The sequence below is a fragment of the Alkalihalobacillus sp. BA299 genome, from assembly GCF_017745675.1.
Lineage (GTDB): Bacteria > Bacillota > Bacilli > Bacillales > Bacillaceae_F > Alkalihalobacterium.
Window position 1 is genome coordinate 82319 of the sequence record NZ_JAFLJM010000011.1, and the last position, 26165, is coordinate 108483.

The window sequence follows — 26165 nt, forward strand, 5'->3', positions numbered from 1 at the left end:
CCTATTCCATCCTTTTTTTGATCGAATTAAAAGTAATAAAAAGTAGGGCAATGAACACCTCTACTAAGATGAAGAGCATAAATCCTGTGGCCCTCGGTACAACCTGCCTCCACTTATTTCACTTAGACCTTCCAAGGAAATAGTCGGAGCCAAAACACTAGGCTTACTTTTAATAAAACGTTGCACTTCTTCCCAATGTGGAATACCACTTATCGCATCAGGCTTTTGAACATTGAAGGACCCAACTCCCACAGCACCTTCCAATACCTGTTCAGGGGTAAGCCCTTGTAATAAACCACCCAAAAAACCAGCTATTGTACTATCCCCTGCACCCGTTGTGCCTTGCACCTCAACCTCGAAGCACGGAATTAGCAACTCTCTTTGCATCCATGCTTTTGTACTACTGCAATTAAATAATCCCGACTTTTCCAGTCTCTGTTCATCATCTGTCGTTCGCATGTACAAACCATGTTCCCCAAGTTTGATAACGACAATCGCAGCGCCAGCTTGTAATAATTGGTCAGCTATACGGGATAAGGATTGCTGACTAGCACCACATAAAATACCTGATGATTCTGTTCGCCTCGTCAAATTGTCATACAATTCACGGTCAAGCATAAAAACTATTTCTTCAAAGCTGGGGAGAAAAATATCAACGTAAGGCATCACTTTGTTCAAAATCGGAAGCCAGTCTGTTTTACCTGCTTCAGATTCAGGATCAGGCTGAGCCATATCTAGTGACGTAGTTAAGCCTTTCCCTTTGACTTTTCGAAATATATTGACGAGTTCTTCCCCTTCATTCTGAAACATATTAAACATTAGCGAAGGGTATCCGAAGTGGAAAAGTTTCGCTTCGGATACCTTATCCATATCCATATCATCTGCAGAAAAAGTATCATTCGCTCCAGGGCAATGCAAAAATATACGATCTCCACCAGGAGGACTGATCACAATTGAATATGAGCTATTTTCACCTGGAGTAGTAATCATCCCCTGTGTCAAAGTCACATCTATATCCTTAATAAGTCTCAAAAGCGCTTGTCCGAATACGTCATTGCCCACTTTTCCCATTAGAGTAGTGGAAAAACCTAACTTGTGCAGAGCGATGCCTGTATTGGGAACTGCTCCTCCAGTTGCAACCATGGCTTGTCCAACATCAATCAGTTTTCCAGGTTGGAGTAATGCTGACAAATTGTTTGTCTTTGTCTTCAACTCTGGAATGACATCTAGACAAATATGCCCCGCCACAATTACATCATTCCGCTGATTACTCACATGTCATGCCACCTTTCAATTTTATACACTATGTCAGAGTAATCGTATTACCTGTTTTTTGGGATTTTAACGCAGCTGTAAACAATTGGTGACTCTCCTTTGCCTCTTGTGGGTCAGCACAATAAAACGGTTGTTGCATGTTCTCCCTGCCATTTGTGATTTCATCACAAAATGCTGCCCACATTTGCAAGATGGAGTCTGAGAAACCGAATTCAAATATCCCCCCTGTAATCGTTTGATAAGCTGATGTATATGGAACATCCTGTATATGCCATGCTTGTGGTCCACCAACCTCATATGGAAGGGCAGCAAGTTGCTTCGGATTTTTTGTTGAAAATTCTGCCGAAAACTCAGTACCGTTTACTCGTAAGAACCATGTGTTTGCATGACCAGGAGCAATACGTTTTGTGGAAAGAATCATCGGAAAATGCTGGTCCTCTGTCTTTACATCACATGATAAAATAGCGTTATCCCATGTCTCACAAGGTACCATTTGTCCTTTTCCTTCAGGACGTTCATCAACCACTTGAGTAAGTAGGGAATAAACAGATTGAGGCTTCCAACCAAACCTTAACGGCATATGTAGTACATGCATTCCCAAGTCTCCCATACATCCGTATTCACCATTTGTTGCCACCATTCTTTTCCAATTTATTTCCTTTTTGGGGTTTAAATCGCTAGAATGCCAGAATCCAGCCTCCACCTCAATGATTTTGCCGAATTTGTTTTCACGAATCCACTGTCCTAGTTGATAAGCACCAGGGAAAAACGGGAACTCAGAGGAACATCTAACAATTACATCAGGATGTTCATCAATAACTTTCAGAATAGCTTCATTTGCTTTTTGATCAATTCCAAATGGCTTTTCACCCAACAAATGCTTACCTGCCCGAACAATATCTGTATATATTTGTTCATGCAAATGATGGGGAACCGCACAGTAAATGGCATCAATATCGTTTTGCTCCAATAGCTCTTTATAATCGTTTGTTTTAAACGTAACACTTGGTAGATGCTCCTCAAACCAGTTCATCATATCTTCATTGGAATCACATACAGCAACGATTGATGGTTGAAAGTCTACCCCTGTAAGATGGCACCATCGTGAAACGACGCTGGCAAATTCACGCCCCATCAACCCACAACCAATGATCCCGAAACGAATTTTCTGTTTGGCCATCCATTATTCCCCCCTTAAAATGCCCATTGCTTGTTCCACCCCAAACCCCTGGTGTACAATCGCCATAAAAGCTTTCGTCATACGATCTGGGTGATCATGCTGAATAACATTACGGCCGTAAACAATCCCCGATGCACCCTGCTTCATCAAAGCATGCGTACGGGCAAAAATTTCTTCATCGGCAGCACGTCCACCGCCACGTGGCAAGACTGGCTTACCAGAAGCAGCTTCGACAACTTTATGGTATTCTTCTACATTATCACATGGGTCGGCCTTAATAATATCAGCCCCTAACTCTACAGCCTGGCGGACCAATGGAACAATTTTGGTAATATCTCCGTTTACCATGTATCCGCCATGAGTATCATTTGGCTGCATCACCAATGGCTCTACCATTAATGGCATTCCAAACCGCTCACATTCGGGTTTCAACTTTGCAACGTTACGAACACATTGATGGTATAACTCTGGTTGATTCGGTAATAATAACAAATTCACTACAACACATGCCGCATCAAGGGCAACTGCTTGCTCTACTGGTCTATCAATCAATTCACTGAATAAGTGTGAAGGTAATTCTTTTCCGTATATATTGGCTACATCTGTGCGTAGTACGAGAGATGGCTTTTGCTTTCCTGGTATGGATTGTAATATTTTGGCTTGACCAGGACTCAATTGAATCGCATCTGGATTCGCATCCACGATTGTTACAATAGCCTTCTCCATATTTTCAATCCCTTTTAAAAAAGAATACTCATTAAAGAAGCCGTGATCGATAGCTACATCAAAGCATTTTCCTTGGATACTAAATAATCGGTTTATTCTAGCTTCAACTGACATATACAACTCTCCTTTAGTTTATTTGTAACAAAAAATGTTCGTTTCCAACAAAAATAGTAATCTTACTCATTGATAAAGACCGCTCCAGAATTAGAGCGATCTCCCTTATACATCAAATTGGAAGGACCAATTTATTTCCAAATCAACTTTCGTAGCCTTCTAAAATTTTAGTTCTCTTTACAATCAATCACTACTTTAATATGGCCTTTTCCACTATCCACTTGTTGCATTGCTTTCCCAAATTCATCAAGACTAAATCGATGAGTAATCATCTTTTTGACATCGACTATGCCATTTTTAATTACTTTAATTGCTCTATCAAAACAATGAGTTTGAGCAAAAGACCCAATAATCTTTAATTCTTTTGAGAAGATTTCATACGGACTTACGGTAATTGTATCTTCTTCAGAAGCCACACCATAAATGACAACCTTCGCACCATGTTTTGTATGTTTCGTTAACGTTTGCATAACGACTGGCGCACCTGTCGCATCTACCACTATATCAAAGCCTTTTGGAAGTAGCTTCTTCAACTCGTCTTCATGCGCTGAGTAATTATTTCTATCCATTAAGATAGTGTAATCTGCACCTAATTCCTTAGCTAATTCAAGCTTATTCGGATCCGAAGCCACAACAACAAGATTACCAGCACCTGAATACTTTAGAAGCTGTGCCATAATTAATCCAGTAGGACCAGCACCGAAAATAACAACGTCATCACCAGTTTGTACATCCACTACATCCGTACCATGAATAGCACAAGCTGTTGGTTCAATAAAGATTGCTTCATCAAAATGGAGATTTCCAATTGGAAATACTTTATCGGCATTTACAGCTACAAATTCAGCAAACCCACCTGGTCCTGTTACTCCTAATGAATAGAAATTTTCACAATAAAGTGGTTGATTACGTTGACAGTAATAACAGTGTCCACATAAGACTGTGTTATCAGCAGCTACACGTTCACCAACACTTAAGGATGTTACCGCACTTCCAACCTCTACAATTTTTCCAACAAACTCATGCCCTGGTATTAATGGGAAATTAGCAATAAATTCACCTTGATGGATATGAGCATCTGTTTTACAAACACCGCATGATGTCACTTCAATTAGAACTTGATTTTCCTGAATAACTGGTTTTGTAACTGGTTTTACCGAAAATTTTTCTGGTGCACTATAATATACAGCCTTCATTCTATCAATCCCCTCATTATTTTATGAATAAATTGGATTTATTTATTATGGTCGAACCATAATTTTGATAGCATTTGTTTTATCTGTTATTGCTTTTTCAAAAGCTTCCTCCATTTCATCAAGCGAGTAGTAATGCGTCATGATATTTTTTAAATCTAACTCACTATTCTCTATCATATTGATGGCTGTTTGATATGTATTGGAATATCTGAACACTCCATAAATATCAATCTCGCCACCTACTATATTACTAATATTCAGCGTAGCAACGTCCTCAGGTGGCATCCCGACGATCACCACGCGACCGCCTCGTTTAACGGCAGACAGCGCAGATTTTAAGGCATTAGCGTTCCCAGCCGTCTCTAAAGCAAGATCAACACCTTTTCCATTTGTTAATAAGTTAATCTTTTCTAACAGATTATCTTGCTTTAAATTAACCGTATGAGTAACACCCATTTTTTTAGAAACTTCAAGTCGTGACTCTTCAAGGTCAACACCTATTATTTTACTAGCACCTGCTGCTTTAGCTACTGCTGCAGTTAAAATCCCTATCGGTCCCATGCCCATTATTACTACCGTTTCCCCAGGTTGTAATCTACCTCTGCGGACAGCATGGATACCAACAGAAATTGGTTCAGCCATTGCTGCTTCATCAAAAGTCATCTGGTCTGGTATCGGATAGACAAAATCAGAGCGAATAGCAATATATTCACAAAAAGCTCCATCATACGGTGGAGTTGCTAAAAACTCTACTTCTGGACATAAATTGTATTTACCTGACTTACAATATTCACAAACACCACACGTAACACCAGGTTCCACTGTAACCCGTTGACCAACAGAAAGATTCTTCACATTGGACCCAATCTCTACTACTTCTCCAGCTGATTCATGACCAAGAATAATTGGCTTTTCTACTATAAATGATCCAATTCTTCCATGTTCATAGTAGTGAACATCTGAACCACATAAACCTACTGATTTTACTTTTATTAATACTTCATTGGGAGAAGGTTTTGGAATATCTTTTTCTTGAATTTCAATAATGCCAGGTTCAACTAGTACTGCAGCTTTCATTTTTTCAGACATACTTATTTCACCCTTTTCAAAAATTAGATTACTAATCTTTCTATTAAAAGAATTATTTCATCTTAATAGATTGATAGGGACCATACCCTAGATCTCAACTTTCAATCATTCGGTACGATCCCTATTCATCTTTACTTATCTCCGTAAAATTTTTCTATATACTCATCTGCATTATCTGCTGTCACTAGCTCAAATGGTACTTCATATAATTCTTCTAAGGTTTCACCTTGTGCTGCTTTATATGCTACTTCTACCGCTGTTTCACCTTGTGCTACTGCATTTTGGAAAATACTCGCAACCATGTCACCTGATTTCAATGCTAGTAACGCGTCATATACTCCGTCTACACCGACAACTGGAATGTCCATTCCTTTTGCTTTAAGGGCATTTAATGCACCTAATGCCATTTCGTCATTTTGACCAATTACACCGTCAATATTGTCTCCGTGAGATTGAAGCCAGTTTTCCATAATATCCATTGCTTCAGAACGTGACCAGTTCGCAGTTCTTTTTTCTAAAACTGTAATTTCTGGATATTCTTTTAAAATATTTTCGATCCCTTGTCCTCTTTCAACTTGCGCAGATTGTCCGATAGGTCCTTCAAAAATAACGACATTTCCTTTTCCACCTAAAGCTTCAACTAATTGTTTCGTTTCCATTTCTCCTGCAACTACATCTGGAGAACCTACATAAGAAGATAATTTATCAGCAGTTAAAAATGCATTTACTCCAATAACTGGAGTTCCGTTTTCAACAATACTGTTAACGGTATTATTTAAAGCTTCTGCATCAATCGGATTGACAATAATTGCATCAACATTTTGCGTTTCTAAACTTTGAAGCTGTGAAATAGCTGTACTTACATCATAGTTCCCATCCATAACAACAAGTTCAACACCTAGGTCTTCCGCTTTTGCTTCCATCGCTTCTGTTAAGATCGTCGCAAATTCCGCTTGTAAACCATACACTTGGAAACCGATTGTAATATCACTTTTTTCAGCAGCTGATTCGTTTGTATTACTGCCCCCTTCTGAACTACTCTCGCTACCTCCACTACTTTCTTCCGCTCCACCACAAGCTGCTAATAGAGCTACTAAGAACAAGCTAACTAATAATAATACTGATTTTTTTCTTAGCATGTTAACTGCCTCCTTATCATCCTTATAATTTTTTTGAATTGTACTTCCCCCGGAAACATTCCGTTTCAATCATAGATTAATAGTTAATGTTTATACTCTCCCCCTTAATAAGCTATAATTTTTATGTCAATTATGACCGTTTGCGGTCAATCATGACTGCTAGAATAATAATGAAACCTTTGATTACCTGTTGCCAATACGAAGATACCCCGAGTAAATCTAAACCATTATTTAATACTCCTATAATCATCGCACCAACAAGTGTACCCCATAGTCTACCTTTTCCACCCATTAAACTCGTTCCACCGATTACTACGGCAGCAATCGCGTCTAACTCATAAGATACCCCTGCTTGTGGTAAACCTGCTGAAACACGTGATGTCAAAATTAAACCTGCTAATCCTGCTAGCAAACCGCTAATACTATACACCCAGATTGTCGTTCGATTGACTTTAATTCCGGAGATTTTCGCAGCCATTTCGTTTCCACCGATCGCATATACATGTCGACCGAATTTTGTATTATACAAAATGACAGAAAATACGATAAAGACAATTAATGTAATTAAAATTGGAATAGGTATACCTAAAATGTAACCGCCACCGATTTGTAAAAAGCTGTCGCTCAATCCAGAAACAGGGCGCCCATCGTTGTAAATAAACGTAAAGCCTCGAGCAATCGCCATCATTCCTAATGTAACGATAAATGGTGCTACATTCCATTTTGCAACCGTAAACCCATTAATAAAACCTAACAATAGGCCAGCTCCAAGTCCCATAACAACAGCGAGGAAAAAGTTTCCGTCTGGTCCAGTCGCAAAGGAAGCGGATACAATCCCTGCAAAAGCTAAAATCGATCCTACCGATAAGTCAATTCCCCTTGCTAAAATTACGAATGTCATCCCAATCGCCAAGATCGCATTAATGGAAACTTGTCGTCCTAAGTTCATAAGATTTTGAAAAGTCATGAAATTCGGTGTCAAAATTGATATTAGAGTGATAATCGCAAGTAATGCGAGAATAATTCCGTATTCAGAAAGAAGATATTTTAGATCTATTTTTTTTAATCCTTCATTATTAGTTGTTTTTGTTTGTTTATCCAGTTTGGCTTCCAAGTTTTTCGCCCCCTTTTGTATTTCCTGTCGCAAGGTCTAAAATTTCCTCTTGAGTAACCCCATTACTCTTCAGCTCTCCTGTGATTTTACCTTCATGGAAAACGATAATTCGGTCACTCATTCCAATGACTTCAGGCATTTCCGATGAAATCATAATGATTGCTAAACCTTGTTTTGCTAAATCCGACATTAATTTGTAGATTTCTGCTTTTGCACCAATATCAATTCCACGTGTCGGTTCATCTAGAATGAGAATATCAGGGTCAGTTAATAACCATTTGGCTATACAGACTTTTTGCTGATTACCTCCACTCAGATTACCAATAAGTTGGTTGATCGAATAACTTTTAATTCTCAATTTGTCTCTGTAATCATTGGACGTTTTACTTTCTTGCTTCTTATTAATAAAACCAAAATTAGTAAACTTATTTAAGGCTGTCATTGAAGCATTATGATTAACAGTCATTGACAAGAACAAACCTTCACCTTTACGGTCTTCCGTTAAAAAAGCGATCTTATGATTGATTGCATCAACCGGCGATTGGATCTTAGCTTTCTGACCATTAATACGAATTTCACCCTTTTCAATTGGTAACAACCCAAAGATTGCCTCAGCAACTTCTGTTCGCCCTGCCCCCATTAAGCCACTGATACCAAGAATTTCTCCTTTTTTTACAGTAAAAGAAACATCTTCAAAATAACCTGGAGAACTAATATTATTCACTTCTAAAATCGTCTCTTTAATTTCTTTTCCTGCTTTTTCTGGAAACATATCAGTTAAATTTCTACCAACCATCATCGCAATTAGTTTATCTCTATCGAGGTCTTGGGCAGGTTTCGTATCGATATAAGTGCCATCACGTAAAACCGTAATATCATCTGAGATCTGAAAGATTTCATCCATTTTGTGCGAGATATAAACAATCCCTTTTCCTTCCGATTTCAGTTGATCAATAATTTCAAAGAGCCTTTCTACTTCTTGATCCGTGATCGCTGAAGTCGGTTCATCCATGATAATAACTTGAGAGCCGTAGGAAACCGTTTTCACAATTTCGACCATTTGCATTTCTGCAATACTCAGTCGGGACATTTTCATTTTCGGATTTAAATTGAGCTTTAAACGCTTTAATAGTTGATCTGCATCCTGATATAACTTTTTGTAATTGATAAACCTTGTGTTTGGATATAATGGCTCACGTCCTAAAAAAATATTTTCACCGATCGTCATATCTAAAATTGGACTTAACTCTTGTTGAACTATCGAAATCCCATTTAATAGAGCATCTCTCGGACTTTTCAGTTGAACTTTTTGACCATCGATATAAATTTCACCGGTATCAGGTGTATACATACCTGATAATATTTTCATAAGAGTCGATTTCCCGGCACCATTTTCCCCCATCAATGTATGGACTGTACCTTTTCTAACTTTAAGCTGCACATTTTCCAATGCTTTAACTCCTGGAAACGACTTACTAATATTCTGCATTTCTACTACATATTGTTTACCTTCCATAACTCTATTCACCCCCATAACGTAGCTGCCCTATTTTTCAGGAAACGTTTTCATTTCGGTGTATGATTGAATGTATTTATATGACAGTATAGCCACCATCCACTAAAAATACAGAACCTGTCGCATATGATGAAGCGTCAGATGCTAGATAAATTGCTAATCCCCCTAATTCATAAGGTTTTCCTAATCTTTTCATTGGGATATAATCTAATACATGTCTTAATTCTCCGTCTTCAGCAAAAAGTGGTTTTGCCATATCTGTTTCCATGTATCCTGGGGCAATAGCATTGACTCTAATATTATGAGTTACCCATTCGTTTGCTAGACATTTGGTCATCATTGCCACTGCAGCTTTGGAAGAATTATAAGCACATTGTGCCTCTGTATTAGCAATAAAGGAAGACATCGAAGCAATGTTTATAATCGAACCGCCACCAGTTTCCATCATTTTCAATCCTGCATATTTAGATACTAAAAAGACACCGTTTACATTCACATCCATCGTTTTTTTCCAATCTTGTAAACTCATTTCTTCCGCTTTTATTTTTTGACAAATACCAGCGTTATTAATGACAATATCTACTTTCCCGAATCTTTCTATTGTAGTATCAACTAAATTTTTCACTTGATCTTCCTTCGTAACATCAACTTGCAACCCTAAAGTTTCTACTCCATTTTGCGCCTTTATTTCTTCAGCTGCTTGTTGAACTAACTCATCATTTAAATCAGCTAGCACAACCGATGCTCCTGCTTGAGATAAAGCATTTGCCATTTCTCTCCCTAGTCCTCTACTCCCACCAGTAATGATCGATACTTTCCCTTGTAGATCAAAAAGATTTTTATAATTTGTCATCGTTTTCCCTCCATATTATTATTTGATTTCATTTTGTTTTTTTTACACTCATTTATTTTTGTTTATAATCAATTTATTTATAATACTATCATATGTTTTTGTTTATTTGCAAACTATTTTTATTTTTTAAACAAATAAAATAAAAAAATAAAATAAACCGTCATTTTCTTTTTATTTTTTTGTTTTGTGTTAGAAAGTATAATTTCTTTGACAAATAATATAAGAAATCTAAGGCTTCACTCAAATGATTTTTTTATAATCTAAGTTTTCACCACATTCATACGGAAATCTTTTTAACTACTATTACATTAGTTCTATATTGTAACATTTGTTAAAATTATATTACTCATTTACATTTTTTTCAATTCTTTTTAAAAATAAAATTATCAAACTACTCATTTTAATAGCCCTACTAATTCTAACCCGTAAACAATTCCATCATCACTAACATCTTTTGTTACATATTTTGCTGCATTTTTAACAACATCGGGTGCATTTCCCATTGCCACACCATGTCCTACAAATTGAAGCATTTCAATATCATTTAAGTTATCACCAAAAGCATATACATTCTCCCGTTGATAGCCTACCTTATCAATGAATTGTTTAATCCCTTGTGCTTTTGATCCTCTAAAGGGAATTACATCCATTGACAACGAATGCCAACGAATAAAATTCAATTCATTAAAAGTTTCTGCATATTCGTTTTCATGCGTTTCTTTACAAAATAAAAGAGATTGATAAATTTCTTTTTCTAAATAATAGTCAGCACATTCCTCTGGGTGAATAGCCCCTAAGGTTTGCAGACACTCGTCAATATGCGAATGATATGTAACATTGGCTTTCATTTCCTCATTTGCCATAAACACAAGTGGATGTTCTTTTAAATTTGCAAAATTTGATAGTGACTTTAAAGCCTGTTCATTGATTGGATTTTTATATATTACCTCTCCATCTAAAACCACGTATTGTCCATTAAAACTGACATAGGATTCTATCTTTAACTCTTCCCTTATATCTTCAAAAAGAAAAGGCGCACGCCCTGTAGCAATGACAACATTATGGCCTTCATCCTTTAATGCTTGTACAGCCTGTTTTGTTGAAATCGGCAATTTTTTTTCATGATCAAGCAGAGTGCCGTCTATATCGAAAAATACAATTTTTCCCATCACTTAACCCAACTCTCTATTATTTTTTATATTTTTTACTTCCTGAAAGATTTTAGTTGTTCATTAATACACTTAGTCTGGCTATAAACCATTTTGTATACCTTATAAAGCTCCTTGTATTTTTCCACATTTTCTTTGATTGGCTTATAAATTTTATCACTCTTAATAAATTTCTCTGCACATTCCTCTAATGAAGAAAACCAACCACATCCATGAGCAGCGAGCATAGCCGCCCCCATACCTGGCCCTTGTTCACTAGCTAATTTGACAACTTTAGCATTAAAAATGTCCGCCTGCATTTGTAACCATAATTCATTCTTCGCACCGCCCCCTATTGAAATAATTGTATCGACAGTTATTCCATTATCTCTAAAAATTTCAATGGACTCATTTAAAGCGAATGTAACTCCTTCAATAACCGCACGGACAAAGTCTATTTTTTTGTTAGTTGCATCTAAACCAATAAAACTCCCTCGAATAACCGCATCAATATGCGGTGTTCGTTCGCCTACTAAATATGGGGTAAATATTAACCCATTCGCACCTATTGGTACATCAGCTAACCCTTCCAATAACGAATCAAAATCTTCATTTTGAGCAAAAGTATCCTTAAACCAACTTAAACTGTATCCAGCTGATAATGCAGCCCCCATAGAAAAATATGCATTTTCTTTAGCGTGATTAAAGTAGTTTACCTTGCCTTGGAAATCTCGATCTGGAGTTTCTTCATAAGAAACGACTACGCCGGATGTACCTATGCTGCACAAGGTTTTCCCTATTGAAAGAATCCCCGCACCAATTGCCCCACAAGCGTTATCTGCACCACCTGCAAACACTTTAGTTGATTCTGATAGACCGGTAGATTGGGCAAAATCAGAAGAAATGGTTCCTACACATTCATTAGATTCAACAAGTGAAGGGCAAATTTCTAGCTTAATATTAAACTGTTGTAATATTTCTTCACTCCACTTTTTCTTCCCGATTTCTAACATCAGTGTAGCAGCAGCATCTGAATATTCACTATTAATACTGCCAACTATTCGATAACGCAAATAATCTTTTGGAAGTAAAAATACGTTCGTTTTTTCAAATACTTCTGGTTCATTATCCTGTACCCATAATAGTTGCGGCAGGGTAAGGCCTTCCATCGGCATATTTTTTGTAATCTCCAGTAATCTGCTTTTCCCTACCACTTCTTCAATTTTTCTGCATTGTTTAGACGATCTTGTATCATTCCAAAGAATTGCATTTCTTAATACATTGTTATCCTTATCTAATAAAACGAGCCCATCCATTTGTCCAGCAAAGCTGATACCCTCAATAGAATTAATATTTCCGTCAAAGCTATTAACCAGTTCTTTTAATCCATTTGTAGTTTGAATGATCCACTGTTCAGGTTCCTGTTCACTATAGCCTGATTTCTCTTGGATCAAAGGGTACGACTTTTTTATTTCTTTGCAAACCTGTCCTTCACGATCAATTAAAAGAATTTTTACGGCACTAGTACCCAAATCAATACCTATAACATAATTCACCTTTGATCACCAACCTATTATTTAAAAGTGTTGATTACATACTACAATTTCTTTTTTCCCTTGGTATGTTCTTCCACCATCTAGGACAAGGATTTGTCCATGGATATAATTCGATTCCTCTTTACTTAAATACTCGACCATACTTGAAATGTCTGAAGGTTTTCCTAGACGCCCGATTGGGATTCGTTTCTTTAGTTCATCCTTTGCTTGTTCAGTTGGATATAATACATCTAACATTTGCGATTCAATAACACGTGGAGCAATTACATTTATATTTATTCCGTATTGACCTAACTCTGGAACGAGTGATCTCATCAAACCAAAAGCACCACCTTTGGAAGCATAATATTGTACGCCTCCCCCAGATCCTGTAATTGCAGAACCTGATCCAATAATAATGATACTTCCTCTTTTTTGTTCCATCATATAGGGAGCAACTGATTTAATACTATAAAATAGGCCGTGTAGATTGATTTCCATCGTTTTTTTCCATAATGACCACTCAACATCTTGTAATTTCAAGCTTTTAGTAATCCCCGCAGAACAAACTAATACATGAATTTCACCTAACGTTTCTTTCACTTTTTTTGCCATACTTTTAACACTATCCCAGGAACTGACATCTACTTCAAATGAAAAAACATTTGGCTCAAGTTGGTGATCCCTAATGAGTTGATCGACTGCTGCTTTGTTAATATCGGCAACCGCTACTTTATTTCCTTTTTGAGCAAAATCTAAAACAATTTCTTTCCCAATTCCAGCTGCTCCACCAATTACGAGAATGTTACATATTTTATTACCCAACGCTCTCCCCTCCGTCTAACATAATGGTTTCACCATGCATATATTCACCCAGTGGAGAACACAAGAACACAACCATATTTGCTACAGCTTTTTTGACTGAATCAGTTCTTTGATTCCCATTCGTATCGTTTTCATTACCACCTTGAATAATTGATGGGGAAAGTCCATTAATACGTATCCCATGCTCTTTAAATTCTCTTGATAAACCTTTTGTCATTGAATTTAAAGCACTTTTTGATGCCGCAAAATCGGGACCCATTTCGCCTGTTACAGCAGCGACAGACGAAATATTAACGATAAAACCTTCTCCTAATTGCTTCATATAAGACAAAACTTCTTTACAGCATAAAAAAGGAATATCTAAGTTGAATTCAAACGTTCTTAACCAGTCTTCAGGAGTAATATCTTTTAAAGACCTGGACGCATATATCTCTGCATTATTAATTAAAATATCAACCTTGCCACTTTGTGTGATTACTGTATTGACAATTTTTTGAACTTCTTCTGGTTTTCTAATATCACCAGTAATAGAATGAGACTTTCCTCCATTAACATGAATGGCTTCATGGATCTCTTTCGTTTGTTCTTCTTCGCTAAAAGTATGAATCCACACGATTGCACCTGCATTTGCAAGCGTCAAACAAATTTCATCTCCAAATGTTCCAGAATACCCAGTCACAAGAGCCACTTTCTTATTCAAGCTTATTTGTAGCATTCTAGTCCTCCTTAATACACAAAACTTGATTACTTTTTTCATTTAATCGTTTTCCTAATTCAACTTAAAATCAGATACTATGTATTTGGTAAATGATGTCAAGCGTTTTTGATATTTTCCCAGCACTTCAATCGTTACTTTTGTTCACATTAATTACATTTGTTAGAATCATAATTGTTTCTGAAAATTTAGTCAAGGTAACATTTGTAATTATTGTTTTATTTTATAAAACATCCCTCCCTTAGCAAGAAAAGCGCAAGCGCCCGTTCAGCGGCGTATGGACTGGAGCCCCACCGTATGAGATAAAGGAAACACGGCGAGATTCATCGATCCGATGTTGACTTATCGTAAGGAGGGGGAGCGAAGTCCACTAGACGCTGGCCGCTATAGCTAGACATCCTCGAAATCTATACTTTCTTATTCTTTTAAAAAAGGTATATCAAAAAATTTATCTCTGGGCTTTTTTTAAAAGCGTTTACATAAATCTCGTTATTTTAATTATGTTAGATAATTAGAATAAGATTATATATAGCTAATATTATGTTTTTGTAATTCCATTTTATATTCCGTAGAAATGATATCATCAGTAATAATCGTATTAATTTGCTTTATGGAAGCAAATGATACTAAAGAGCTTTTCCCAAACTTCGAATGATCTAATAATGCCACTACTCGGTTTGAGGCTTTGACCATTTCTTTTTTTAGATCCACTTCATACACATTAAAGTCCGTTAAACCGTTTTCAAAATCAAATCCACTTGCTGAAGTAAACATAATATCTATGTTGATTTTGCCTAAAACTCCAGCATCAATTGTACTTTCTAGTGCACTAGAACCCATTCGAATAACACCACCTATTAAAATAACCGTAAATTCAGGAACATCTCTTAGTTCTAGTGCTGTATAAATACCATTTGTAACAATGGTTAATCTCTTTGGATTAGTTTTAATCTTTTTTGCAAGTTCTAAAGCTGTAGAACTTGCATCTAACAAGATACATTGATTATCTGTAATTATTTTTTCCGCTTTACTACTTATATAATTTTTTTCTTTCCTATTTATCTTTTCTCTAGTAGAAAAACTATATTTGCTTTGATCATAATCTAGCAAAATAGCTCCCCCATGCGTACGTTTTAATACTCCTTCTTTTTCCAAATCACTTAAATCATTTCTTAATGTTGCTTCTGAAACATTCAATCTTTTCGATAATACTTTAACCGTAATTCTTTGTTCCTTATCTAAATAATCTAAGATTTTATTTCTTCTCTCCTCTATGAACATTTTTCCCAATACACTCACTTCCTCAATTAACTAATTTCCTAACCTCGATTATACCTATTTTCGTAATTATACACAACAAAACGAAAAAAATATAAATAAAAAATAATAATAAATAACAATAAACAAAAATAAATGATTGACAAAAACTTGTTAAATTGCGAAAATATCATTAAATTCAATAAATTGATTTTTTATTTTGAAAGGGGTTACTTTTATGAAAATTGCGTTAGGTTGTGACCATAATGCTTATGAATTAAAAGAAGTTATTAAAGATTTTTTAAATGAAGATGGGCACGAAGTTATCGATTACGGTTGTCATTCTTGTAATGCAGTTGATTATCCCGATGTTGCTTTTGAAGTAGCTAATGATATTCGTGATGGAAAGGCTAATAGAGGTATATTAATTTGCGGAACAGGAATTGGTGTAGCCATCGCCGCTGGCAAAGTACCTGGTATTCGTGCAGCGTTATGTCATGATACTTATTCTGCTGAAAGAGCTCAAAAAAGTAATAATGCCCAAATTCTAACAATGGGATCACAAATTATTGGACCTGAGCTCGCTAAACATGTAGTAGAAAGATACATTAACTCAGAATTTACTGGAGGTAACTCGGGGAGAAAAGTACAGAAAATTATTGATCAAGAAAATGAATACTTAGCACAAGGAGGAAATTATGAAAAAGCTAATTAATAATCCTACTCATGTCGTAGATGAAATGATCGATGGTTATGTAAAAGCTCATCCTTCTTATATTAAGTTACTCGAAGAAAATAAACGTTCTCTAGTCACTGCACAAGAAACGAAAGAAAAAAAAGTCGGTGTGTTAATCGGCGGTGGTTCTGGTCATGAGCCTGCTTTTATGGGATATGTTGGTCACGGGATGGCTGACGGGGTAGCCGTTGGTAATATTTTTGCCTCTCCTCCTCCCGATCCAATCTTACAAGTAACGAAAGCGATCGATAAAGGTGCTGGTGTTCTCTATGTTTACGGGAATTATGCAGGAGATGTGATGAACTTCGGGATGGCAGCTGAACTTGCTGACTTAGAAGAAGGAATTCGTGTCGAAAGTATTGTCGTCAATGATGATGTCGCTTCTGCTCCAAAAGAAGAAATAGAAAAACGCCGCGGCATTGCGGGCGAGTTCTTCGTAACAAAAGCGGCTGGGGTTGCTGCAGATAAAGGATACGATCTAGACGAAGTCGTTCGCATTGCTCAAAAAGCGAATGACAATACTCGTACAATGGGTGTCGGTTTATCCCCGTGCTCTCTGCCTCAAACTGGTGAACCAAGCTTTCTTCTTGAAGAAAACGAAATGGAAATCGGTCTCGGACATCACGGTGAACCGGGAGTAGAAAAAGGAGAATTGCTACCTGCTAACGATGTAGCTGACCGCCTTCTCCAAGATATTTTAAACGATATGCCGATTGAAAAGGATGAAAAAGTGGCAGTGCTTGTCAACGGTTTAGGCTCTACAACTCGTCTTGAGTTATATATTATGTTTAGAAGAGTCGAAGAAATTCTAAATAAAAAGGGAATTCACATTCATCGCTCGTTTGTTGGAAACTACAGTACATCTTTAGAGATGGGCGGATGTTCGATTACCCTTATGAAACTAGATGATGAGTTAACAGAAGTCGTCGACTACCCTGCAGATTGCCCAATGTATGTTCAAAAGTAAGGAGGATGGTGTCATTATGATTAACGCTACGGAATGGAAAGAAATTTTATTAAACATAGCAGAAAAAATTGAAGAAGAAAAAGATTATTTATCGGAGCTCGACCGAAAAACAGGAGATGGTGACCACGGCGTAACGATGTCAATCGGCTGGCAAGCGATCCGGGAAAAAATTCAATCCGATTTACAAGATGTAAGCGATTGCGGATTAATTGCTAAAGAAGTCGGTAAAACGTTTTTAAATGCCGTCGGTTCTTCGGTTGGTCCTCTTTATGCTACAGGTTTCTTACGAGGAAGCAAAATATTTGAAGGAAAAGAACAGTTAGACGGTTCTGATTTCATTCAATTTTGGATTACCTTCGGTGACGGCATACAGGATCGTGGGAAAGCTGAAGTCGGAGATAAAACCATGGTGGATACGTTTGCCCCACTAGTGGAAACACTAAAACAACACGAACAAGGAGACTTCTTACAAGTATTCAACAGTGCACTAGAAAAAGCCAAACAAGGTATGGAATCGACGAAAGATTTAGTTTCCAAAAAAGGTCGTTCGAGTCGGTTAGGTGATCGATCTGTTGGTAGTCTAGACCCTGGTGCCACTTCTGCTTATTTCATCTTATTTACCTTCTATTATTCTATTAAAAATTTACAAAGTGTTTAATTTTAAATAAGGGGGATGGTTATTCCCCTTTTCTATTTCAATTATAAAGAGGTGAGATGTATGAACAATCTTCTCTTAGATTTTATACACGTATCAGAATCAGCTGCTTTAGCTGCTTATCCTTGGATTGGCAAGGGGAATAAAAATGAAGCAGATGGTGCAAGTACAAAAGCGATGCGAGCAAAGCTTAATCAAATTTCAATGGATGGTCAAATTGTAATTGGAGAAGGAGAACTAGATGAAGCCCCAATGCTATATATTGGAGAAAAAGTTGGGACTGGAAAAGGACCTAGCCTTGACCTTGCTGTTGATCCAATTGATGGTACAGAATTAATTGCTAAAGGCCAAGGAAATTCTATCGTAGTTATTGCTGGATCTATAAAAGGAAGTTTGCTGCATGCCCCAGATATGTATATGGAAAAAATAGCAGTTGGACCTAAAGGTGCAGGAAAAATAGATTTAGATGCACCACTCTTTGAAAATATGAAAGCAGTAGCACAAGCTAACGGAAAATCTATACAAGAATTAAACATTATCGTTCAAGACAGAGAACGCCATTTGAATATTATTAACGAAGTTAGACGTCTTGGTGCAAGTGTAACGTTATTTAATGATGTCGATGTTACTGCTGGAATTGCTACAGCATTAAATAATTTAGATATTGATTTATTTCTTGGAATTGGTGGGGCACCGGAAGGAGTAGTAACTGCTGTTGCCTTAAAATGTTTAGGCGGAGATTTTCAAGCTCGCTTATTACCAAACAATGAAGCAGAGTTCCAACGCTGTAAAAGGATGGGAATATCAAATGTAAATAAAAAGCTTAACTTAAAAGAAATTGTTAAAAGTGAGGATTGCTTTTTTGTCGCAACCGGTATTACAGATGGCTACTTATTAAACGGAGTGTCTACAAACCAACATGGACAATTATCTACACATTCATTTACTACTTATGGAAACTCCGGAAGATATCATTTCATCCAATCTACACACGAACTTTTACAAACAATATCTTAAAATACACATTTCATTAGTAATACTCACCTCTCCAATAAATGCATTACTTAAGGAAAAAATTCAATTTGTTTATATTATGCTACCACGTAGATTTCTTTATATTACATTAAGGGTGATATTTCACTGCCCGATTACTTTTAAAAATTTTTTCTCTGAAAGGAGTCAATTAAAACATGATCGACCATTTAGCCATAAATACTATTCGAACACTTTCCATCGATAGCATAGAAAAATCCAATTCGGGTCACCCAGGTTTACCGATGGGTGCTGCTCCAATGGCTTATACGCTTTGGGCAAAATTAATGAACCACAACCCTGAAAATCCAAATTGGTTTAACCGAGACCGTTTTGTTCTTTCTGCTGGCCACGGATCGATGCTTTTATATAGTTTACTCCACTTATCTGGATATGATTTACCTCTAGAAGAATTACAAAACTTCCGGCAATGGGGGAGTAAAACACCAGGTCATCCTGAATTTGGACATACTCCTGGAGTTGAAGCAACCACTGGACCACTTGGACAAGGGATTGCAATGGCTGTCGGAATGGCGATGGCAGAAAGACATCTAGCCACTGTTTACAATCGTGAAAAATATCCTATTGTTGATCATTATACGTATTGTCTTTGTGGTGATGGTGACCTAATGGAAGGTGTATCTCAAGAAGCGTCGTCACTTGCAGGTCATTTAAAATTAGAACGTTTAATCGTCCTATACGATTCCAATGATATTTCACTTGATGGTGATCTAGATTTATCTTTTTCTGAAAGTGTTCAAAAACGTTATGAAGCTTACGGCTGGCAAGTTATTCGGGTCGAAGATGGAAATAGCGTTGAAGAAATTGAAGCAGCGATTGCACTAGCCAAAACAGACGCACGACCAACTTTAATTGAAGTGAAAACAACCATTGGCTATGGTTCTCCAAATAAAGGTGGAAAATCTGCTTCTCACGGTGCTCCACTTGGTACAGAAGAGACAAAGTTAACAAAAGAAAACTACCAATGGAAATATGAAACTGACTTCTATGTTCCTGAAGCAGTGAAAGAACATTTTAATCAGATAAAAGAAACAAATATTAGTAAAGAACAAAAATGGAATGAATTATTCGAAAGTTATGAAAAAAAATACCCAGAGTTAGCAAATCAACTTAAACTATCACTAGATGGAATATTACCTGAAGGATGGTCTAAAAACGCCCCTCTTTATAAAACTGGGACAAAACTCGCTTCTCGTGCATCTTCTGGTGCCGCTTTAAATACTTTTGCAAATACTATTCCTTACTTAATTGGAGGTTCAGCAGATTTAGCGTCTTCTAATAACACATTGATTAAAAACGAAACGAACTTCAGTAAAGATAATTATGGTGGTCGTAACCTATGGTTTGGTGTCCGTGAATTTGCAATGGGTGCAGCAATTAATGGAATGGCTTTACATGGCGGTCTTCGTGCATATGGTGCTACCTTCCTCGTATTTTCTGATTATTTACGCGGTGCGATTCGATTATCAGCACTTATGAATCTTCCTGTTACGTATGTATTTACTCATGATAGTATTGCTGTTGGTGAAGACGGCCCTACCCACGAACCAATCGAGCAAGTAGCTTCTTTGCGAGCAATGCCTGGATTATCGGTTATTCGGCCAGCTGACGGCAATGAAACCGTTGCAGCTTGGAAGCTAGCATTAGAAAGTCAAGATCAACCGACTTGTCTCATTTTAACACGCCAAGGTTTACCTACAATCGAAGGCACGACTGAAAGTGCTTATGAAGGTGTCAGCAATGGAGCGTACGTTATTTCAGAAGCGGCCGGTGAAGCTGAAGTTTTACTTTTAGCTGCAGGCTCAGAAGTTTCTTTAGCAATTGAAGCTCAAAAAGCACTTGAAAAGGAAGGAATTTTTGCTTCTGTTATCAGTATGCCAAGTTGGGATCGATTTGATAAACAACCAAAAGTGTACAAAGAAAAAGTATTACCTAAAAAGGTAACAAAACGTTTAGGAATTGAAATGGGATCTTCCATCGGTTGGCATAAGTATGTCGGCAGTGACGGAGATGTACTCACCATTGATACATTCGGCGCTTCTGCTCCAGGTGAAAAATTAATGCAAGAGTTTGGCTTTACGGTTGAAAATGTTATCGGAAAAGTTAAAGCTTTAATCAAGGAGGAAGAATCAGTATGCCTTTAGTATCGATGAAAGAAATGCTTGAAAAAGCAAAAGCTGAAAAATATGCAGTCGGGCAGTTCAATATAAATAACTTAGAATTTACCCAAGCAATTTTACTTGCTGCCAAAGAAGAAAATTCGCCGTTAATCTGCGGAGTTTCTGAAGGCGCTGCTCGTTATATGGGCGGTTTTAAAACAGTCGTTACAATGGTGAGGTCGTTAATGGAGGAATACAAAATGACGGTTCCAGTAGCGATTCATTTAGACCATGGTTCAAGTTTTGAAAAATGTGTAGAAGCCATTCATGCCGGCTTTACTTCTGTAATGATTGATGGTTCTCATTACCCGCTTAAGGAAAACATCGCATTAACAAAACGTGTTGTTGCAGTTGCACATACATTAGGTGTATCAGTCGAAGCAGAACTTGGCCGGATTGGCGGGCAAGAAGATGATTTAATCGTTGAAGATGCTGAGGCAGCCTATGCAATCCCTACTGAGTGTGAAAAGCTTGTCCGTGAAACAGGAGTCGATTGTTTTGCTCCGGCATTAGGATCGGTTCACGGTCCATACAAAGGGGAGCCTAACTTAGGTTTTGACCGGATGAAAGAAATCGATGAGCTCGTTGGAATTCCACTCGTTCTTCACGGCGGTACAGGTATACCGACAAAAGACATTCAAAAAGCAATAGAATTTGGTCATGCGAAAATTAACGTTAATACAGAAAGTCAAATTGCAGCTACAAAAACCGTTAATACAATTTTAGCAGATAAGCCTGACCTATATGATCCAAGAAAATACCTTGACCCTGCACGTGATGCTATTAAAGAAACCGTAAAAGGTAAAATGCGTGTATTTGGTTCATCAAATAAGGCACGCGTCCTGATAAGAAATTAATCTCTCTTTAAGGATGTTATGACAGTTTAACATAAGAGGGCGGTTTTTTTCTAACTCAGTTTTAGGTATTAAATAGCAATGAGGAGCTTTAATTAGCTACCTTTATTATATAATGAACGAGGGTGCACCAAAAGCTAAACATTTGGGACACCCTCGTTCTCATTTTGTTAAATTATGATTTTACTGGTACTTTAACTGCAGACTTACTAGCAATTGTTTCATCTTGCATGCGACGTAAGCGCCAAATTGTTGAATCCTTGGTTTGTACTACATCATCATACGTAATAATTTCACCTTTTTTAATGTCACGCTTTAATTGAACATTTTTATCAACTAATCCTAATGGCAATGCATTTTGTTCTTTGGCATCAGAAGCAGAAAGGATATGTCCATAGACTGTAAATCCACCAATACTATCTAAAAACTCTCCCGCTGCTAAATCTTTTTTAGCGACTGTAACTGTTTCTGCTTGTAACCCTTCCCAAGGAGCAATCGTTGCTTCTTTATAAATATGAGCTCTAGCAATTGAAATAGGTGTTTCTAAGCTGCATAAGTGATAAGGACGATATAGAACATAATTCGGTCCTTCGCCCATGCTTAAATATTTCATCTCATGGTTCACTTCTTCTTTTTCAGAAGAAATAATCGCAAATACTCCTGGAGCTACACCGTTAATATATTCAACAATTTTCTTATTTTCAACCTGGCCACCATCTGCTTTTAGTTGGAAAATTTCAGGAAGCTCAGCTACTGTCCCTACAAAGCCGTGCATACCAGGTTTGTCTGGAAGGAAGCCAGTCGCGTTAGCAACTGCTGTCATTTCAACCATTGTTTTCGTACCATCTTGGAATGAGGCAAGCATTTTTGGACTAGCACCTTTTCTTGCAGCTTCTTCTGCAGCAGTATCAGGGTTAGCCTCTAAGTTAAGTGGGTTATTTTTCCCTTTACCTAGAGCGACAACTTCAAATCCTAGTGCTTCTGCAAAATCATATAGCTCCATTACAGCACCTGGCTCATCACCAGCTGATCCTGTATAAACAACACCACTTGCATCTGCCATTTTCTTTAACAATGGTCCAACCGTTACATCGGCTTCAACATTCAACATCACGATATGTTTCTTATTTAAAATTGCATCCCAAGCGATTTTTGCACCAATATCCGGTACACCTGTTGCATCTACAACTACATCTACTTCAGATAAAGATGTTACTAGTTGAGCATCAGATGTTGCTACAACTTTACCAGCTTTAACGGCGTTAACAGCTTCAGTTTCATCCGTTGTCTCAACAATATCCGTAGCCACTACTCCAGACTTCAGATATGCGTTAGTCGCATTGTCAACTTGAATGTCAGCTGTAATGACTACTCTCATCCCAACCATATTTTCAATCTGAGATACCATCCCTCTTCCCATTTGACCTGCTCCAACAAGACCTACCTTAATAATTTCACCATTTTTTTCTAATTCTTCTAATTTTCTGTTTATACCTAGCATTGATCTCCACTCCTTTGGAATTTTTATGCTTTTGTAATACGAAGTTCTGAACCTACTTTAATCTCGGGAATTTGCTTATGTTCTACACACATTGTTCCAGGTAAGTCTGATGACTTCTCACCATTAAATGCAATTGTACAATGGCCCAATTCCTTCAGCGTATCGTTGACTTTGTTACCAACAAATAAAATTTCGAAACGTTCTCTATCAATTTCTAGAAAATCGCCGGCTTCGACATCATTTAGTAACTCTGCTTCTTTGTGAATAACGCCAATTGATCTTAAATCTTCTGGAGCATTTTCATTAAAGATGACTATCATTTTCTCTTCTATAAAAAGCTCTACCTCTGAACCTACTTCCGTTACTAAAGATTGATATTTATTAACCTCAACTAACTCCATACTAATACCTCCTTAATGAAATTAACTATATAATCCAATACTAAACAGGTAAGCAATAACAACAGCTAAAGGACCTGTTATTAAGCGAGAAACGAGAACTGCCGGTACCCCAACTTCAATTGTTTCAGGTGATGCTTCTCCTAGCGTTAAACCAACTGGTACAAAGTCAGCTCCAACCTGTGGGTTGATTGCAAATAGTGCTGGTAATGCTAGCTCTGGTGGAATGTTTCCTCTACCGATTTCAACCCCGATTAGTACCCCTACTACTTGGGCAATAACAGCACCAGGACCAAGTAGTGGTGATAAGATCGGTATTGCACACACAACTGAAATGATTAATAACCCAACGAAGTTTCCTGCTAACGGAGATACTACATTTGCGATTACATCTCCAATACCTGTGTAGAGAATAATCCCGATCAGCGTACTAACAAATGCCATAAATGGAAGAATATTTTTAATTACTTGTTCAACTGTTTCACGACCGGCTTGATAAAACACACCAACTACTTTACCAGCCCCACGTCCTACTTTTTCAACAATATTTGTCTTCTTCGGCTGCTGAAATTGAGCTGCTTTTAGCTTTGCTTCCTCTTTTAATTGTTGAGGAGTCTTCTTATTCAATGCTGAACTATCAACTTTATCAGCCGTAGCAGCAACTTCATCCATAGCATGAACATCTGACTCACGAACACCAGATACAAAGTTTTCTTCATTAATAAACTTCATTAAAGGTCCTGATGGTGATGTTGCATTAATATTGATTGTTAAAATACCCATTTTTGGATATACACCGCAGCGAGCTGTTCCACCACAATCAATAACGACACACGCCATGTTTTCTTTTTCATATGAATTTTTAAATCCATCAACAGCTTCGGCTCCAGTCAGTTCAGCAATCTTCTGTGCGACAGGGTGAATACCACCACCTGTAACAGAGACAATATATTTTTTCTGTTCAGTTGGCTGGATCGTAAGTGGCCCCCCCCAGCCGCCTGAACCTTTTGTTATATTTACAGTTTGATAATTGCTCATTATGTTCTCCTCCTTTTCTTATGCGCTCATTGATTTATTTGTCGTAGGATCGATCCCTTTTGCTTTCATCATTCGAACAGTGATTATCTCAGTTACAATACCGCGAATTAGAATTACGATGACACCGACAATAAAGAAGCGGATCGCTAATGGTCCTAATGATAAACCTAGTTCAGTGATACCTGCTGCAATTCCCATGTAAACAAATAATTCTGCAGGATTCGCGTGTGGAAACAATCCTGTAATTGGATGAACAAATGAAACGGAAGAATCATAGAATGCTGGTTTCTGTCTTTCTGGTAAAAATTTTCCAAATGTATAAGCCATTGGGTTGGTCAAGAAGAATACTGCTAAAACCGGCAAAACCGAATAACGTAAAATGATATTCTTTGTACATTTTTGCGCAAATTTATTGATACGTTCCTCCCCAACCATTTTAATTAATGCGTTTACTGCTGTGATTAAACAAATAAGTGTAGGAATAATTCCTGTAACAAGTCCCATGAAGGTTTCTCCGCCTTTTTGAAACATTCCGATAAAACCTTCAGCAATCATTACTAAAATATCCATCCCTTTTTCCTCCTTTTATTTCTAAATTATTTTTTCTCTTTCATTTGATGTTCAATCTTATCAATTGCCATTTTTAAAGCTAAATCGATAGGTTCCTCATGTAACTCAGCTTTACATTCATCCAATGATAGACCATTGAATTTTGTAAAAGACTTAAATCGACTGAAAACTGTTACCCCTTGCATAACTTCACTTTCAACAATCTTGCCTTTTACATCAGTAACGAGAATTGCTATCACTCCAATACCTATCTTTTGTTTCTGAACACCGACTCCTAAAAAACCAGAAGGGCGATTACTCAATTTTTTAAGTGTGTCTTGATAATTCTTCATCTGTACCTTAGTTAGTAAAAATTGAACTAGCCACATTCCTATAAAAATGGCTATGAACCACCCCCACATCTCAACCTCCTCCTTAAACACTTTACATTTGTTCTCTTGTTTTACTTTTGTAACTATATTATAAAAGCGCTTTCAGTATAAATCAATAGTAAAGTTCATTTTTCTGTAATTATTTTTTTATTCGCTCCATTTTTTTAACCAATTTTACCAG

25 protein-coding genes are annotated in these 26165 nt (G+C 37.1%); 6 read left to right on the forward strand and 19 right to left on the reverse strand.

All coding sequences use genetic code 11. The features are described from left to right. Nucleotides 1-63: 63 nt before the first annotated feature. The 14 genes from J0N78_RS15170 to J0N78_RS15235 all read right to left on the reverse strand — a co-directional run bounded on the left by J0N78_RS15170 (nucleotide 64) and on the right by J0N78_RS15235 (nucleotide 15706). The gene (locus tag J0N78_RS15170) at nucleotides 64-1275 is read right to left on the reverse strand and encodes a carbohydrate kinase family protein (protein ID WP_209123961.1); all 1212 of its coding nucleotides are present in this window, start codon (nucleotides 1273-1275) and stop codon (nucleotides 64-66) included. A 28-nt stretch (nucleotides 1276-1303) separates the two neighbouring features. Continuing rightward, complete coding sequence (locus J0N78_RS15175) at nucleotides 1304-2455, reverse strand: Gfo/Idh/MocA family protein (RefSeq protein ID WP_209123962.1); 1152 nt, start codon at nucleotides 2453-2455, stop codon at nucleotides 1304-1306. A 3-nt stretch (nucleotides 2456-2458) separates the two neighbouring features. Next, nucleotides 2459-3295 carry a class I fructose-bisphosphate aldolase gene (locus J0N78_RS15180; protein ID WP_209123963.1) on the reverse strand — a complete coding sequence of 279 codons (837 nt, stop codon included), beginning with the start codon at nucleotides 3293-3295 and terminating at the stop codon, nucleotides 2459-2461. Between the two features lie 167 nt (nucleotides 3296-3462). Beyond that, nucleotides 3463-4491, reverse strand: coding sequence for a zinc-dependent alcohol dehydrogenase family protein (locus tag J0N78_RS15185; RefSeq protein WP_209123964.1), 1029 nt, complete (start codon nucleotides 4489-4491; stop codon nucleotides 3463-3465). A 45-nt stretch (nucleotides 4492-4536) separates the two neighbouring features. Next, on the reverse strand, nucleotides 4537-5580 hold the full coding sequence (locus J0N78_RS15190) for an NAD(P)-dependent alcohol dehydrogenase (RefSeq protein WP_209123965.1): 1044 nt from the start codon (nucleotides 5578-5580) through the stop codon (nucleotides 4537-4539). A gap of 131 nt (nucleotides 5581-5711) precedes the next feature. Continuing rightward, the gene (locus J0N78_RS15195) at nucleotides 5712-6719 is read right to left on the reverse strand and encodes a substrate-binding domain-containing protein (RefSeq protein ID WP_209123966.1); all 1008 of its coding nucleotides are present in this window, start codon (nucleotides 6717-6719) and stop codon (nucleotides 5712-5714) included. Between the two features lie 130 nt (nucleotides 6720-6849). Beyond that, entirely contained in the window at nucleotides 6850-7833 is a 984-nt protein-coding gene (locus J0N78_RS15200) for an ABC transporter permease (RefSeq protein WP_247747343.1), read from the reverse strand. Beyond that, nucleotides 7814-9349 (reverse strand): sugar ABC transporter ATP-binding protein, encoded by a 1536-nt coding sequence (locus J0N78_RS15205; RefSeq protein ID WP_209123967.1) that lies wholly within the window; start codon nucleotides 9347-9349, stop codon nucleotides 7814-7816. Before J0N78_RS15205 ends, J0N78_RS15200 begins: the two co-directional genes overlap by 20 nt. A gap of 76 nt (nucleotides 9350-9425) precedes the next feature. Further along, on the reverse strand, nucleotides 9426-10202 hold the full coding sequence (locus J0N78_RS15210; RefSeq protein ID WP_209123968.1) for an SDR family NAD(P)-dependent oxidoreductase: 777 nt from the start codon (nucleotides 10200-10202) through the stop codon (nucleotides 9426-9428). Between the two features lie 395 nt (nucleotides 10203-10597). Then, nucleotides 10598-11374 carry a Cof-type HAD-IIB family hydrolase gene (locus tag J0N78_RS15215; protein WP_209123969.1) on the reverse strand — a complete coding sequence of 259 codons (777 nt, stop codon included), beginning with the start codon at nucleotides 11372-11374 and terminating at the stop codon, nucleotides 10598-10600. Nucleotides 11375-11406: 32 nt separating this feature from the next. After that, nucleotides 11407-12906 carry a xylulokinase gene (xylB, locus tag J0N78_RS15220; protein WP_209123970.1) on the reverse strand — a complete coding sequence of 500 codons (1500 nt, stop codon included), beginning with the start codon at nucleotides 12904-12906 and terminating at the stop codon, nucleotides 11407-11409. A 21-nt stretch (nucleotides 12907-12927) separates the two neighbouring features. Next, complete coding sequence (locus J0N78_RS15225) at nucleotides 12928-13710, reverse strand: SDR family NAD(P)-dependent oxidoreductase (RefSeq protein ID WP_209123971.1); 783 nt, start codon at nucleotides 13708-13710, stop codon at nucleotides 12928-12930. Further along, on the reverse strand, nucleotides 13703-14425 hold the full coding sequence (locus tag J0N78_RS15230; protein ID WP_209123972.1) for an SDR family NAD(P)-dependent oxidoreductase: 723 nt from the start codon (nucleotides 14423-14425) through the stop codon (nucleotides 13703-13705). Before J0N78_RS15230 ends, J0N78_RS15225 begins: the two co-directional genes overlap by 8 nt. Before the next feature lie 522 nt (nucleotides 14426-14947). After that, nucleotides 14948-15706: a DeoR/GlpR family DNA-binding transcription regulator gene (locus tag J0N78_RS15235; protein WP_247747361.1), complete on the reverse strand. Its 759-nt coding sequence runs from the start codon at nucleotides 15704-15706 to the stop codon at nucleotides 14948-14950. 214 nt (nucleotides 15707-15920) lie between these two features. On the opposite strand from J0N78_RS15235, the gene rpiB reads away from it, so the two are divergent. The 6 genes from rpiB to fba all read left to right on the forward strand — a co-directional run bounded on the left by rpiB (nucleotide 15921) and on the right by fba (nucleotide 22109). Further along, on the forward strand, nucleotides 15921-16397 hold the full coding sequence (rpiB, locus tag J0N78_RS15240; RefSeq protein ID WP_209123974.1) for a ribose 5-phosphate isomerase B: 477 nt from the start codon (nucleotides 15921-15923) through the stop codon (nucleotides 16395-16397). Then, nucleotides 16381-17385, forward strand: coding sequence for a dihydroxyacetone kinase subunit DhaK (locus J0N78_RS15245; RefSeq protein WP_209123958.1), 1005 nt, complete (start codon nucleotides 16381-16383; stop codon nucleotides 17383-17385). The genes rpiB and J0N78_RS15245 overlap by 17 nt, the downstream gene beginning before the upstream one ends. A 16-nt stretch (nucleotides 17386-17401) precedes the next feature. Continuing rightward, nucleotides 17402-18043 carry a dihydroxyacetone kinase subunit DhaL gene (gene dhaL, locus J0N78_RS15250; RefSeq protein WP_209123975.1) on the forward strand — a complete coding sequence of 214 codons (642 nt, stop codon included), beginning with the start codon at nucleotides 17402-17404 and terminating at the stop codon, nucleotides 18041-18043. 60 nt (nucleotides 18044-18103) lie between these two features. Next, complete coding sequence (glpX, locus tag J0N78_RS15255; protein WP_209123976.1) at nucleotides 18104-19057, forward strand: class II fructose-bisphosphatase; 954 nt, start codon at nucleotides 18104-18106, stop codon at nucleotides 19055-19057. A gap of 173 nt (nucleotides 19058-19230) precedes the next feature. Continuing rightward, nucleotides 19231-21237 carry a transketolase gene (tkt, locus tag J0N78_RS15260; protein WP_209123977.1) on the forward strand — a complete coding sequence of 669 codons (2007 nt, stop codon included), beginning with the start codon at nucleotides 19231-19233 and terminating at the stop codon, nucleotides 21235-21237. Beyond that, entirely contained in the window at nucleotides 21228-22109 is an 882-nt protein-coding gene (fba, locus tag J0N78_RS15265; RefSeq protein WP_209123978.1) for a class II fructose-1,6-bisphosphate aldolase, read from the forward strand. The genes tkt and fba overlap by 10 nt, the downstream gene beginning before the upstream one ends. A 172-nt stretch (nucleotides 22110-22281) precedes the next feature. Here the strand turns inward: fba and J0N78_RS15270 are convergent, their stop codons facing one another. Genes J0N78_RS15270 through J0N78_RS15290 form a run of 5 tightly spaced genes read right to left on the reverse strand, consistent with a single transcriptional unit; the run spans nucleotide 22282 to nucleotide 26014 of the window. Then, nucleotides 22282-23607, reverse strand: coding sequence for an NAD(P)H-dependent oxidoreductase (locus J0N78_RS15270; RefSeq protein ID WP_209123979.1), 1326 nt, complete (start codon nucleotides 23605-23607; stop codon nucleotides 22282-22284). A gap of 23 nt (nucleotides 23608-23630) precedes the next feature. Further along, nucleotides 23631-24008 (reverse strand): PTS glucitol/sorbitol transporter subunit IIA, encoded by a 378-nt coding sequence (locus J0N78_RS15275; protein WP_209123980.1) that lies wholly within the window; start codon nucleotides 24006-24008, stop codon nucleotides 23631-23633. A 21-nt stretch (nucleotides 24009-24029) separates the two neighbouring features. Beyond that, on the reverse strand, nucleotides 24030-25043 hold the full coding sequence (gene srlE, locus J0N78_RS15280; RefSeq protein WP_209123981.1) for a PTS glucitol/sorbitol transporter subunit IIB: 1014 nt from the start codon (nucleotides 25041-25043) through the stop codon (nucleotides 24030-24032). Between the two features lie 18 nt (nucleotides 25044-25061). After that, nucleotides 25062-25613, reverse strand: a complete 552-nt coding sequence (gene srlA, locus J0N78_RS15285) for a PTS glucitol/sorbitol transporter subunit IIC (protein WP_209123982.1) — start codon at nucleotides 25611-25613, stop codon at nucleotides 25062-25064. A 26-nt stretch (nucleotides 25614-25639) separates the two neighbouring features. Beyond that, entirely contained in the window at nucleotides 25640-26014 is a 375-nt protein-coding gene (locus J0N78_RS15290) for a transcriptional regulator GutM (RefSeq protein ID WP_209123983.1), read from the reverse strand. Between the last annotated feature and the right edge of the window lie 151 nt (nucleotides 26015-26165).